The organism is Companilactobacillus sp. HBUAS56275 (assembly GCF_036913655.1).
In the GTDB taxonomy this organism is placed as follows: Bacteria; Bacillota; Bacilli; order Lactobacillales; family Lactobacillaceae; genus Companilactobacillus; species Companilactobacillus pullicola.
Genome location: NZ_JAYKKK010000001.1, coordinates 548,296 through 562,821 on the forward strand (window position 1 = coordinate 548,296; position 14,526 = coordinate 562,821).

Annotated in this window: 10 protein-coding genes and 1 tRNA gene; 2 read left to right on the forward strand and 9 right to left on the reverse strand. The window is 34.6% G+C overall.

Annotated elements, in window-relative coordinates:
* Positions 1 to 15: 15 nt before the first annotated feature.
* The 5 genes from U8526_RS02520 to U8526_RS02540 all read right to left on the reverse strand — a co-directional run bounded on the left by U8526_RS02520 (position 16) and on the right by U8526_RS02540 (position 6,918).
* Entirely contained in the window at positions 16 to 1,887 is a 1,872-nt protein-coding gene (locus U8526_RS02520; RefSeq protein ID WP_334340403.1) for a PTS beta-glucoside transporter subunit IIBCA, read from the reverse strand.
* Between the two features lie 380 nt (positions 1,888 to 2,267).
* The gene (locus tag U8526_RS02525; protein WP_334340405.1) at positions 2,268 to 3,107 is read right to left on the reverse strand and encodes a glycerophosphodiester phosphodiesterase family protein; all 840 of its coding nucleotides are present in this window, start codon (positions 3,105 to 3,107) and stop codon (positions 2,268 to 2,270) included.
* Positions 3,097 to 4,833 carry an ABC transporter permease gene (locus U8526_RS02530; RefSeq protein WP_334340406.1) on the reverse strand — a complete coding sequence of 579 codons (1,737 nt, stop codon included), beginning with the start codon at positions 4,831 to 4,833 and terminating at the stop codon, positions 3,097 to 3,099. Before U8526_RS02530 ends, U8526_RS02525 begins: the two co-directional genes overlap by 11 nt.
* Positions 4,826 to 5,848 (reverse strand): ABC transporter ATP-binding protein, encoded by a 1,023-nt coding sequence (locus tag U8526_RS02535; protein ID WP_334340407.1) that lies wholly within the window; start codon positions 5,846 to 5,848, stop codon positions 4,826 to 4,828. Before U8526_RS02535 ends, U8526_RS02530 begins: the two co-directional genes overlap by 8 nt.
* Before the next feature lie 11 nt (positions 5,849 to 5,859).
* Positions 5,860 to 6,918, reverse strand: coding sequence for an extracellular solute-binding protein (locus U8526_RS02540; RefSeq protein WP_334340408.1), 1,059 nt, complete (start codon positions 6,916 to 6,918; stop codon positions 5,860 to 5,862).
* Positions 6,919 to 7,630: 712 nt separating this feature from the next.
* Between U8526_RS02540 and U8526_RS02545 the strand changes: the two genes are divergently transcribed.
* Positions 7,631 to 9,718, forward strand: a complete 2,088-nt coding sequence (locus U8526_RS02545) for an extracellular solute-binding protein (RefSeq protein WP_334340409.1) — start codon at positions 7,631 to 7,633, stop codon at positions 9,716 to 9,718.
* Between the two features lie 320 nt (positions 9,719 to 10,038).
* Entirely contained in the window at positions 10,039 to 11,535 is a 1,497-nt protein-coding gene (locus U8526_RS02550) for a hypothetical protein (protein WP_334340410.1), read from the forward strand.
* A 44-nt stretch (positions 11,536 to 11,579) separates the two neighbouring features.
* Here the strand turns inward: U8526_RS02550 and U8526_RS02555 are convergent, their stop codons facing one another.
* From U8526_RS02555 to U8526_RS02570, 4 genes are all read right to left on the reverse strand, one after another.
* A complete protein-coding gene (locus U8526_RS02555) occupies positions 11,580 to 12,194 on the reverse strand; it encodes a hypothetical protein (protein ID WP_334340411.1) in 615 nt (204 codons plus the stop codon).
* A 100-nt stretch (positions 12,195 to 12,294) separates the two neighbouring features.
* Positions 12,295 to 13,383: a DNA alkylation repair protein gene (locus U8526_RS02560; RefSeq protein WP_334340412.1), complete on the reverse strand. Its 1,089-nt coding sequence runs from the start codon at positions 13,381 to 13,383 to the stop codon at positions 12,295 to 12,297.
* 74 nt (positions 13,384 to 13,457) lie between these two features.
* Positions 13,458 to 14,330, reverse strand: a complete 873-nt coding sequence (locus tag U8526_RS02565) for a helix-turn-helix transcriptional regulator (RefSeq protein WP_334340413.1) — start codon at positions 14,328 to 14,330, stop codon at positions 13,458 to 13,460.
* Between the two features lie 83 nt (positions 14,331 to 14,413).
* Positions 14,414 to 14,502: transfer RNA gene (locus U8526_RS02570), tRNA-Ser, on the reverse strand.
* Positions 14,503 to 14,526: the final 24 nt, after the last annotated feature.

A 14,526-nucleotide genomic window follows, 5' to 3' on the forward strand; every position in this document is an offset into this window, starting at 1 on the left:
AGAGACAACCTCCTATTAGGCTAACATTAATAAATTATTATCGATGGTGACCTCGTTTTCTGCCTCAGGAATAGGCGATACTTCTAAGAAGTCCTTACTATTAAGTACTATGACTATTACGGTCGGATCATAACCGGATTTCTTAATACCTTCAATATCGAATCTTAATAATTCTTGACCAGCAGAAAACCGCTCACCTTTTTGAACCAATGTTTGAAAGTATTTTCCTTTTAATTCCACCGTGTCGATTCCTACATGAATCAACAAGTCAGCATTATTATCTAAATGAATACCGATGGCATGTCCAGTTGGAAAACAGGCTTCTACCCTGCCATCTGCTGGAGCAATAACTTTACCTGCAGTGGGAATAATTGCACTCCCTTTACCCATAATGCCACTGGCAAAAGTTTTATCATTTACTTTATCTAGTGCAACTACTCTGCCTTCAACCGGACTCTTAACCTTTTGTCCAACATCGGTTTTTTTATCATTATTATTTTTAAATTCAAGATCTAGATCATCGACTGGATCTTTAAACCCAATCAGCCAAGTCGCTACAAAGGTTACCAAACTGGAAACTGTAATTGTCATAATAGCTGGCAAAATAAAGTTTTCCGTCTTAGATACCCACATTGGCAAACTCAGTAGACCCGGCGTAACATACACAAATGCCTTCATCTTCATATATCCAGCAAAGACTCCGGCTACGGCACCACCAATCATGGCTCCGTACATTGGCTTTTTTAACTTCAGATTGACACCAAACATTGCCGGCTCGGTGATACCACCTAAATAAGCAGTAGCGCTAGATGATAAAGCCAAACTCCGTAACTTCTTATTCTTGGTTTTCAATCCGACGGCTAAATTAGCAGCACCCTGGGACATATTTGCACATAAAGCTGCCACTCGAACGATTGGATCATAACCTTGAGAAACCAACAATTGAATACTGATTGGACTCAAAGCTTTATGAACTCCCATCGAAACCAGCCAAGGATATAAACCAGCTAGGATGGGAATAGCAATCATGCCGATATTGTCGTACAAGAACATGCTACCGTTAGCAATACCTTGAGAAATCAAATTAGCAATCGGACCAATTACTAAAAAGGTCAATGGTGCCGTAAATAAAATGATTAGCATTGGTTCCACAAACACTTTGATCACACTAGGTGTAATCTTCTTGACCCACTTTTCAATGTAAGACATCAACCATACTGATAATATGGCTGGAATAAAAGTTGAAGAGTAAGATACAAGATCCACTGGCAAGCCGAGGAAATGAATTGGTTTGCCAGCAGCAACCATTGTTACCCAATCAGGGTTAACTGTGACCAAACCAATAAAGGCACCCAATATTTGATTGGTTTTAAATACCTTTGCGGCCGAAAATCCGATAAAGGCTGGCATGAAATAATACCCAGTGTCAAATATCGAATTTAGCATGAGATAGGTTTGGCTTTTGGACGATAATACACCCATCATATTCAAAATTAAAAGTAAAACCTTTCCCATTCCAGCACCTGCTAGTAAAGGAATCGTAGGTGAAAGTATTCCTGTAATCGTTTCAATCACCCTGTCTAGTATGGCTTGATTGTTTACCGATTTTTTAAGATTATGCGAACCATTAGACACATCGTCAAAATTCAACATATCTGCTAGATTGTCATAGACATCCTCTACCCGGCCGCCAATTACTATTTGATATTGTCCGGCACTTTTTACCAACTGTAATATTCCTGGAATATTTTCAATTCTTTTATCATCTGCTTTTGATTCATCATACAAAACAAAACGGAGTCGTGTAGCGCAATGAATAACCGATTTAATATTCTCCTTGCCACCAACGCCTTGAATAATTTGCTTATTCATCTGTTCATATTCCATGTCTTTCTCTCCTAATTTTTATAGGTTTTTACTTAGCATGGCGATAATTTCACGGTAACAATAATCTTTTAAACATTATTCGTTCAAGTAATATGAACCACATAATTTAGCAAATATTTTGAATTTTTCATACAAAAAACCTACTCAGCCCTCATTAAATAAACGGACTAAGTAGGTTTTTGTAGTTCCTACAGATTTCCATTGCAACTCCAATTACTCATTTACTATCCAATTCGTATTCATGATAGCGCTTACTTAAAGAGACGTCAATTTATTGAGATTACAGTATGAATACTAACTGTATGTAAACAAAATAAGCCGTGGCCCACAATTTTTTTGCGGACAACGGCTTATTTCAACTACCTCTGTTAATACTTATACTATTTTTGTTGTGAACAACGATAACGATACAAAACATCAGGCCAATCGGTTTGAATTGCATTGATACCTGTTTTCAAAATTTTACCCCAACTAACTTTGGGACCATCCAACAAGGCCAAATTGTCATCCAGCCCACTAAACAACTTAGTTTTACTGTTTAATTTAATGCTGTTGGCTAAAAGCATATATTCCCCTTGACGATACTTATCTAAAATAGGTGAATTAATTAGATCCAAATTGGGAGTTGTTTCAATTATTTCTAACCCTACAATATTTAAATCAGGAAACTCTGCCAAAACTTTTAACTGTTCTAAATCAGTAATAATTGGGAAATAAAGATATTTAATCGGATGATTGTTTAAAATTTGTAAGTATTCTCGTTTGGGTGGAGATTTCAAAACAAAATACTCATGCATTGCTGAATACTGATCCAAAAATGGTAAAAATGTCTGCCAGTAATTCCAGGAACGATCAATATTGATGAAAGTTTGGTGGTCGATATGTTGATAATAATAATCAAAACTCTCTACTTTTTTGTCGACCTGTTCATCCAAACTATTATAATAATATTTTGCCTTAATCTCGGTGGTAGACAATTCCTGAATATTTCTTTTTTCATGCAATAAACGTTCTTCTCCACCGTCATGGAAGATGAAGAAATCACCGTCTGTTGATTTGGAAATATCAATTTCAACCATATCTACCTGTTGAACCAACGATACCTTGGCAGCATCACTAGTATTCTCAATAATATTGCCACTGTGCGAACCACGGTGAACCAGAATCAAGAAATCTTGCTCATTCATTTTTTGTTTAAAAAGTTGACTGTTAATTTTCATTTACACTTATCTTTCTTTTTTTGAATAAATTTTTAATGACATTTTTTCCATCAGCGTAAACGAAGAAGAAAACTAATGCATTGATAGTCATCAAAATAACTGAGTAAACAAAATTCAAGGAAATACCTTCAATCCCAGCTTCTGTCGATGAATTATTTCTAATAACAACCCCGATTGGCTTAGCAATTGGATTGTATAAGAAAACGGAAAGATCATATTCACTCAATTTACCATTAAAGTTAATCGCAAGCATAGCCAAAACCGTTGGTAAGACAATTGGTAAAACAATCTTCAAAAATGTGTATGAAGGCTTAGCACCAAGATTCTTAGCCGCATCTTCCAGTGACTGATCAACTGAGAAAAACGAGGCCTTTAAGAAACGGAATGTATTTGGCATCATAACGATAATATAAGCTATCAGCATGATGGCTAACGATCCGGTCAAAATGTTATTCATTACAATCGTATGCGGATGAGAGTAAGTAATTACTAATCCCAAAGCAAACATTAATCCTGGAAATACCCAAGGTGTATAAATGATCATTTCCAAAACGGTCGCAAAACGATTACGGCGTTTGTAAATGAAACGTGCCATTACTAACATCAAGCCGACCACAATAACTGATGCAGCCGTGGCATAGAACACACTAGTTAAGAATGGACGATAAGCCGATTCACTCGTTAAAATCAATTTATAATTGGCTAAACTAAAACTATTCCAATGTAATTGACGTGTCGAGATTGCCTCAACGTCTGTAAATGAAAATAGTAAAACAACTAAGAATGGAATTAAATTGATCAACGCAATCGCATAAGCTGTCAAATGAGCCAAAACATTTAAGAGTGGATTAGCAATTTTCACACGTTTAATACGGGTTGAAACTTTAGAGATCGATAAAAAATTACCTTTTCGTTCATTACGTTGTAAAACATACAACAGGATCATTTGGATCAAGCCTAAGAACAGTGATAAGACAGCTGCCAAAGTTCTTGATGTTGGTCTTTGTGTGAAAGTTAGGATCAATGGGCTAATTGTTTCAAATTGCTTTCCACCAATCATCAATGGTGCAGACATTGCCATCAAACCTGTTTGGAAAAGCAGAATCGTACAAGTTAACAGAATTGGTTTCAACGTTGGCAAAACCACTTGGAAAATGATTTTGGTATTAGAAGCACCTAATCCGCGGGCTGCTTCAATTGTTTGATAGTCAATACTCTTAAAGGAGTTACGGAAAAAAATCATATAAGTGGAAGTACAAGCAAACGTCATTAAGAAAATAACAGCTCCATAACCACTGAACCACGCTGGATTCATTTTAGGGAAATACTTTAGTAAGAAAGTCGTCACAAAACCACGGGAACCATATGTGAAAATATATCCATTAGCTACCATAACGCCACCAAAAATCAGTGGAATCATGTAGGCTAAGTTAACTAACTTTCTCAGTTTAATGTCAAAGAATTCAAGGAAAAGAACCTCCAGAATCCCTACAATCGTTGTTGTACAAGTTAATGTTACTGCTAGGATAAATGAATTCTTGATTCCCCGCATAGCTCTGGGTGAACTCAATATTGACTTGATGGAATCCATCGCCGAACTCTCTTGATTGAAGAATACCGAACGCAGAATTTCAATATTGGGAAAGAGCATAAATGCAACGATGAACCACAAGAATGCGATCATGAACAATACTAAACCAGGATTTAAACGTTTAATTCTAATCATGACTAAGCGCCTCTTCCTTATAAGTTAGTATATCTTCCAAATTCATGAAGACTGCTACTTGGTCACCTACTTCAAATTGTTCAACGCTACTTTCACTTTGGAAAGAAATAAATTCTACTCCGTTGATATTAACTTTGTAATAGGCGTACATTCCGTAAAACTCTTTAGAGACAACTTGTCCGTTCAAGAGACTACGTTTTTCCTTAGACAAATAGATTTTTTCCGGTCTCACATAAAACTTGTCAAATCCGGCAAATTTGGCAGTATTAACATCTAATTTTTGTAAATCTTCTGTATCAAAGGCGTTAGCGTCACCAATAAAATTACAGACAAATTCTGTTTTTGAATGATTGTAAATATCATCTGGAGTTCCGATTTGTTCCAATTTACCCTTGTTAAAAACGGCAATTCTGTCGGACAACATCAAGGCCTCTTCTTGATCATGGGTAACATAAACCATTGTGATACCAAATTTACGTTGGAATTCTTTGATTTCTTTACGAAGAGTCTTACGAAGCTTAGCATCCAAATTGGATAATGGTTCATCCATAACTAAAATCTTAGGTTTCTTAGCAATTGCTCGAGCGATTGCTACACGCTGTTGTTGACCACCAGATAGATTGGAAACATTTTTGTCTAATTGTTCTTCAGTTAAATCAACCATTTTAGCTATTTCTTCAACGCGTTGCTCGATGTAGTCTTTACTTTTCTTTTCGACTTTTAGACCAAAAGCAATATTCTCACGTGTCGTCATAGTTGGAAATAAGGCGTAACTTTGGAAAACCATTCCAACCTCACGTTCATTGACTGGCACATGCGTAATATCACGTCCATCAATTTCAATTTGACCATTACTCGTTTCTAAGAAACCAGCTAATGCACGTAAAGTCGTTGTTTTACCACAACCTGAAGGACCTAAAAGTGTGAAAAATTCACCTTCGTTGACCTCAAAATTTAAATCAGGTACAGCTACAAAATCACCATACTTAATTCGCACGTTTTTAAAAGTTATCATTCAGAAATCCTCTATTTCAAAATATTTAGTTCAATATTTTCAATCCACTTAGCTAAATGTTTATTAACGAAGTTGTAATCGATTTTTTGTGGTGTAGTTTCTTTCATAATCTCTTTAACACGAGGGTCAATTGATGATTCAGCATCTTTGTTAACTGGTGCTGTTCCAAATTTCTTAGCCCACTTACCTTGAAGTTCAGCACTACCGAACCAGTCAACAAATTTCTTAGTTTGACTCTTCATTGATTTCTTCTTCAAAATACCAACTTGTTCAATTGTTTGCGGTACACCGTATGAAGGGTTAACAACGCCTAATTTAACTTTTAACTTCTTTTCAACTACTGGTACGTTACTTAGGAAAGTATAAGCATATGAAGCATCACCGTTAGCCAATGCTGCAACTTCTGTTTGACCTTCAGTTAAATTCTTACCGTTCTTGAAATATTGATCTAGATCTTTCCAACCAGCGTCAGAAATATCTAACTTACCTTTTTTGTCTACGTGATTCATTAATTGACTGTAAACAACGGCGTTAGTTGTGGCACCACCTAAGTTAGCCGGTACGATATACTTGCCCTTGTTCTTAGTATCTGAATACATATCTTGCCAATCTTTAGCCGCTTGATCCTTCTTGATTTTATCGGCATTATAAATCATGAAAACACGTTGTTCTGAAAGTGGTGAGAAATTATTATCTTTGTCGACGATATTCTTATTTACCTTATCAAGCCACTTTGGAGCATATTTTTCTAACATTCCTTTGTCTTTTAGAGATGAAAAACTCATTTGATTCATACCAAAGGCCACATCGGCAACGGGCGAATCCTTTTCGGCTACTAGTCGGTTGTAAATATCGTTACCACCCAGATCGACTAGTTCCAGTTTGAAACCCTTTTTAGCCGCTTCTTCTTTTAAGAAGTCACCACGACCATTACTGATGGAATTAGAGTAAACCACAATTTTTTCATTTTTAGAACCGCTAGCAGCTTGTCCTTTTTTACCAGCAGCGCACCCAGCTAAAACTGAAAAAAATAGTGATGTAATTATGAATAATTTAAAAAATTTTTTCACGAACTATTCTCCCTTATAATGTTTCAATTATTTTCATTATAAAATTGAAATGTTTCAATTCAGACGATATAATCATTATATGGGAATTATTCTTTTCCGCAATCCTTTTTATGTAAAGATTGTGTAAAGTCTAATTTATCCTTGATTTTATGCGGTTTCTACTTGGATTTGGTTATAGTATGTATATGTGCTTTGGGTGCCGTCCTCCGCAAGAATTGGGAATGCTGTTGGAACGCTATGGGCACGATTTGGAGCTAATCATTTTACACTTCGCGTAAAATAATGGATCTCCAAAGTCGGCCTCATTGTAACCGGCAAAGCCGGTAACAATGATCTCATAGCTGAACGCATTCCCAATTTTTGCTCCGGACTAAAGAGTACTTCTATTGTTTGTACATTTTTAAAACATCAAATAGTAAAAGCAAGATTCGTTAGAATATTCGAGTATACTTATATATCCAATAAATATTAATTTTCTTCTAAACCAGAAACAACAATCTTCTTTTGATCACATAAAGTTAAAATCCTTCCAGATACTACAATGTTAACTAATAACAATGGAATCAAAAATCTAGTCAATAGTAAAAAATATGTCCGCCACGTTCCAGCGGCCCACAGATTTTCTACTACTGACGGCATACCCGCACCATACTAGTTATACAGGTCATAACCGAATTCAAATAAGAACACATATCTTTTATAGGAGGAAAATATGAGTAAAGTTACTATCACTGACATTGCTAAAGAAGCTCACGTTAGTTTAGGTACCGTTTCAAATGTTTTGAATCATCGTGGAAATGTCAAAGTTGACACGATTCGTAAAGTTGAACAGGCCGCTGCTAAATTGAATTATGTTCGTGACACGACTGCTTTAGCTATTCGTCAAAAGAACTCTACACAGGTCGCCTTGGTCATGCCTCGATTGAATGACAATACTAACGATTTATATGCAAACTTATATCATGAATTAAAAAATCTAGGTTTTAGTCTGAAACTTTTTGAAACCAATAATGATTTGCAAACTGAAGAAAATTGTTATAACCAAATTAGACGGGAAAATTATTATGGTATCTTCGTTATCAATAATTTAATTGCTTCAAAAAAAATAGCCCGTCAACTGGACGAACCACAGAACTTAATTTTTATTGGTGCAACCACCCACTCCAACGTGCGACAAGTTCTTATTGATCTTAATTCTATTAAAACTAACTTCACTGATCCTACTTTTATAATTAAAGATGATTTTGGACTCGGTCTTTATCACTTTTTTGCTGAAGATAACTGTATAAATGATTCTATGAATGAGATTTATCAACAAATCAATGATTATCCGAATGCCACTTTCGTAACTTTTAATAGTAAATTGGCTAATCGTATTCAAAGTATTGCTAAAACTTTTAACTTAGTGACTATCAAAGTAGTTCTGATCACAGTTAAAAATATTGTCTCTTTCAATCCCGAATCGCAGAAAACTGTTTTTCATTATTCGGCTAATAAAATTGCCTTGTCTTTAGTAGACATGCTCTCGATCTCCACAAGAACTACCAATATCGATATCTATCAAACTAATTATCAAACCTTTGCAACAAAGAAAATTGATACTTCTTTAAAACTTTTATTGCTGGAAACACCTTTTTCACAAATTTTAAAAAATCTGTTGCCTGATTTAAAAAATAAATACGGTATCGATGTCGACTTAGTCACTAAAGATTTTTCAGAAATGCGTACTCTACTAACTAGTGATGACTGGAAAAAGTACGATCTCATTCGTTTAGATATCAGTGATTTCAATTGGTTTGGTAAAAAGATATTCAAACCATTAACCGCTGACTTTGGGCGTGAGTTAACTAAATTAAACAACTGGCAACAATATATTTACTTGGAAAAAGCTCCTTATGCATTACCACTTGATCCCAGTGTTCAAATGATGTTGTATCAAACAGAAATTTTTAATAATGCCATTATTCAGAAACAATATTCAGAAAAATTTGGACGTGAATTAGTTCCACCCACTACTTATCAGGAACTAGTTGATTTCTCTACCTTTTTAGAAGAAACTTCGATACCTGAAATTAAAAATTACCATCCCATTTCCTTGATTGATGACCAAGGGGTCTTGATTGCCTCAGAATTTTTGCCTTATTACTACTCATTGGGTGGACAAATAGACTACACTGACAAAGTTTTAAAATTTGATTCTAAAATTTTTATTAAAACATATGAACTTTACCGTAAATTACGATCTGTAAGTATGATTGAATCAAAGAATTGGTGGAATTCCGAAGTGGACGATTTCAAGAATCAAGGGACTGCCCTATTAGTTGGTTTTTCAAATCATCTGAATAACGTTGATCCCACTAAGTATGGTATTGCTCCTATTCCCGGCAATAAGCCAGCTTTAGGTGGTGGAGTCATCGGTATCAATAAATATTCTAAAAAAACTGACACTGGCATTATTTTTCTTAAATGGCTTTATCAATACCAGATTCAACACGAAATTGCACTAATGGGTGGAGATGTTCCTGCCACTGACCTCTTTTTTGAACGAGAGATTTACGAACAATTTCCATTCTTATCACATTCAATCAAGCTTTATCAAACCGGAGTTAGGAAAACGACACTAACAACTGGAGTAAACCTCTATACCCTGCTTTTTGAAAAATTAGTAGGAACTGAAATCAAGAATGGAATTAAAAATAATTTCGACGCCACAACCGTTTTGATTAATATTAATACCAGTTTGCTACAAAATGTCGAACAACTTATTTCAGAGAGCTCCTCAGGGGCGTCCAACCTCTGAGGATTTGTCTAAGTACTAGAATTACACGCGAACTATGCGTGTGATTCTAGTACTGTAACAAACCACAGGAGGTTGCCTTTGCGAAGCTCGTTTCCACTATATTGCAAAGAACATTGGTTATTCCCCGAAACCAAAAAAGGACTAGTACAGCAACCATCTTCCTTATCCAGATGGTCACCGTACTGGTCTTTTTTGTCATATACTATGTCGATTTAGATATTTATTTAAACAAATTTATTTATAGTTTATTGAAAAATTAATTCCTACATCATAATATGTATGTATAAACAAAGCGAGTTAATTGGGGTGAAAGTTTATTCATGAATCGAACCTACAAACTTTATCGTAACAATAAAATTATTTTCTCAATTCTATACTTATATTTTTTTATAACTTCATTTTTAATCATCCCTGCTGGGGATGACTATTTTTGGTGGGGCAAACCGGGACATTATTTATTAACCCATCATTTTTACGGCTTAGATCCGTCTTTCGGTGGCAGTTCCAACGGCCGCTACTTAGGAAATCTCCTAGAAATCTTAATCATGCACAGTCCTGTCTTTGCGGCAATCTTTTATGCCGGCGTAATTACCACCTTTATCTGGTGCCTATGGTATCTGACTGGAAGAAATAAAGTATCATTGATTTTATCCCTATCATTCTTCGTTACCTTGCAAAAAGGGTATATTCAAAGTGTTTTCATGTGGTTTGCCGGTTTTGTTAATTATCTACCACCTATTACTTTGCTTCTGTTCTATTGTATTATGTTAAAAAAATATATCAAAACTAACTACAGTTTACCTACTGTCGCATTCTTTATTCTATCTTTCACCGGTGGACTGTTTGTTGAACATATGACGCTTTATCAAATTTTTGTTGGTGTTCTTTCCATTGGTTTGATTTATTATTTGAATAAATATAAAAATTTTAACTTATCAAAAAATATTGTTATTGCTTACACCACAGGAGCCATTACTTCAGCAATTTTCATGTTTGTCAATCCAGCCTACTACTTCAGTAAGAACCAGTACCGTAAAGTATCTTTTTCAATAGATAAATATTTTGATAGCTATATCAATACCACTCACTTTTGGATTATTACTTTAAATTATTTCATTATCGTTTTGATTTGTTTATCACTGATAATCATTGCCTTAAAAGAAATTAAGAGTAAACGAATTCAATATTTTATTGTTATATCATCCAGCTTTTTTACAATTTATTATTTACTAATAAATTTATATCTAAAATTAAACTGGAAAATTGATTATCTCTCCTACCAATTCAAACATGTTGATTATCAGCTGGCTTTAATTGATGGTCTGATAGGAATACTCTTCTATTTATTCCTGATTACAGCAACATTGATAGTCCTTAAAGGATTTGATGCTTACTTCTACTTATTGAATACCGTAGCTTTATTCGTACCATTTTTATTTATCCTGTCACCAATATTTGTCAGAGAATACTTTAGTTCTTTCGTTTTCTTATTTATTTTAGGAATGATTTATGTCAACAAGGCTTTATCTATCGTCGAACCGCGTAAAATGACTAAATATGTTTCAAAAGTTATGCTGGCTGGAATTATCTGCTCTTATGCTTTGGTCATGCTAATGATGTTTTCCAATCACCAAGCTAATTTGAGTAGAGTTAACGATCCGGAGTTTCTTTATGAGGATAAAACTTTAAAATATAAGGTTCCTTATCCCGATTATGTTTCGCAAAACGATGAATTGATGATGCAGTCGCCTGTCTACTGGCACAATCGTTTAAATTATAAATTTAGTGATTATTTTTATAATAGCAATTACAAGTAAAAAAGCGTATTCCTATGAAAACTAGGAATACGCTTTTTTAATAATTAATACGTTGCAGTTACATTAATATCATCCAAACTTAACCATTGATTGCTTCCAATTCTATAGGCTACAAAATTCAATGGAATACCTGAACCATAAGCATAATATCTATCTGTCATCCACGAACTATTAGCAGACACTGTCTTATTTGTCCGATGTCCGTAAGAATCATAGATAGGTGCTTTGACACCATTCTTTACGGTAATCACTTTAGCATTTGATGGTGGATAATTATCTACTTGACCAGACAATTTTTGAAGTCTTACTTCAAATCCAAATGCCGTACCTTCGGAATTGTCAGCCATCCATTCATTTGTGGCAACTCTGTAAAAACTGGAGTGAGTCCCATCTTCTTTTACACCATTATAAACTTGTTTATCCGTTGCCCATGAAGATGATGGTCCTAAAACCCTATTACTAATTACTCTAAAGACACCATCATCGCCTCGGGCATATAGCTTAACCATGCTGTCTCTGGTGTTGACCACTGTTTTATAACTGTTCTCACTAGTCTGATACGTACCCGTTTCCGCTGCTTGTACAGATTGTGACTTGATTCCGAACAGCATAAAGAGACCCAAAGAAAGAAAAAGAACGATTTCTTTTTTTAATTTCATATTCTAACACCCCTTATTGTAAGTGATTACATTCTACGATGTGCTGCAAGAAAATACAAACATATAAACCTTTATATTGTTACTAATTACCAGTAAACCCTCATCCTTTTTCAAGCTCAATCCCAATTGAAGCAACAACTTTAGTATTGACCAATAAATCAATTACGTGGTGACCCGGATAAAGTTTTCGAGTCGACAATTGTTTCCACTTAATTTTAGTTGATCCAGATATTAACTGCTTACCTTTCAAATCTGTTTTCTTTACAAAGAAATCCTTATAAGAATGTTTCTCATTCTGCCGAACATAATGTACTCGATATCCAATGTACACAGGCAAATGCAACTTATCATCATTCTTAAAACTATAATTAAGCGTAGACGTTTCTCCAATTTTTATCTTCGACTTATTCACTCCAAAGTTTATTTCTTTAAGCTTTTCAAGTACTTCATTATCGTAACCTAATAGCTTCAAGACCTCCGGATTTCCTTGCTTAAACAATGTCCTTAAACCATGAGTAATTATCCAATCTGCACGTTCCGTTTGATGCCAGTGCCTTTGGGCAAATTTAATTACCTCTTCAGGATTATCTTTACTAATGTCATTCAAATTATTGGCAACTGATTTTTGGACATAAATACTTTTATCAAATATCAATTTTTCCAAAATGCCCATTACGGGAATTGGATCCTTTATATATTGATTTAACCGTATACCCCAAGGTAACCTGGGCCGACTGCCTTCACTAGATAATCGTCTAACATCTTCATTACTATCTTCAGACCAAGTTAACATTAAGTCATTCGTGATCTTGGGATACTTTACTAAAAATGGTCTAATAGCAAATTCGGCAGATGAATATTGTGTCAGAATTTTTAATACCTGCATAGAAACATCCCAATCATTCAATCCATACTTAGCCACATAATTGGGTAAACAAGTTGCTGCCAAACCTGTAAATTTTGAACCAATACTCAACAAAATTGGAGCTGTTTGTTCGAAATCATTTGGAAATTGATCGTGTAACTTCTGAACTATAACATCACTTCGTTCCATCAACTTTAAGTCTTCCCATTCAGTTGCTAGACATGCATTAACAAATTTGTCCTCGGAAAAATTTGAATATTCTTTTCTGATTTCTCTTGATAATTCCTCTAAAAATTCTTTTGAATATAAATCTTTTAATAACATTTTTGATCCCCAATTAGATTTTTTAAGATATTACGTATAGTATCAAAAAAATCATGACAACAGTTTGTCATGATTTAATATTTTTTCAACATTTGTTTTATTTCTTGTTTAACTTTATTCTTCAAAGACAAGGGTTCAATTACCCTTAGATGCGAACCATAAGAGATTAAATAGGTCATTAGCCAACTGTCATCTTCTAATTCAGTTGTAACAATGAAATTACCAGAATCTTGTTCAAGTACTTCATTTTTAGAAAATTCTTCATAGATTCGATACTTCAAAGTATGATCTATTAACAATTTAACCTTAATCATTTTGTCTAAATGATATTGGCCATCCTGATTATTCAGCCATGGCTTTTCTTTGTTATCAGGAGTCGCACTTACTCGTAAATTACTCATTCGCACCAATTTGAAAGTTCGACTGGCCTTTCTTTCCATCGAGTACCCCTTTAGATACCACGCATGGTCTTTAAATACAACGTAATAAGGATAAACTAGGCGATTGGAAATTTTATTTTGAGCATTAATATATTTAAAAACTATAAATTGAGATTGAAGAATTGCTTGTCGTAAAATCGCAAAATCCTTTTTATAATCTTCATTTCTAGACCAAGCGGTGGGATCAATTTTTATCCATGAAATCGGATCTTCTTTAAAAATTGAAGACAATTTACTTAAAGTTTCATCGTCACTAAGATTAAAGGTCTTCATACTTTGTAAAGAGGCTAAGATATTTGTTTGTTCGTCCTTATCAACTAAAACATTATTCAGTTTAAATTCAGGTAATAAAGCTACCCCACCATTTCTCCCTTTGAGGACATAAACTGGAAATCCAGCTTGACTTAAAGATTCAACATAACGAAAAACTGTACGCACTGAAACACCCAACTTGATTGCCAGTTTTGGAGTCGGTATTTTTTCATTTTCCAAAAGTAGATACAGCATCTGTAATAGTCGCTCTGATTTGATAATTCGATCTCCTCTACAACAAAAAAACTGTAGCCTTGACGACTACAGTTCATTATTTAAGGTGAGTACAGGATTTGAACCTGCGCGCCCGCGTATAACGGGTTCGCCGGATTTCGAGTCCGGTGCATTACCACTCTGCCAACTCACCATAATAAAGGCCTTTAGGCCCCTT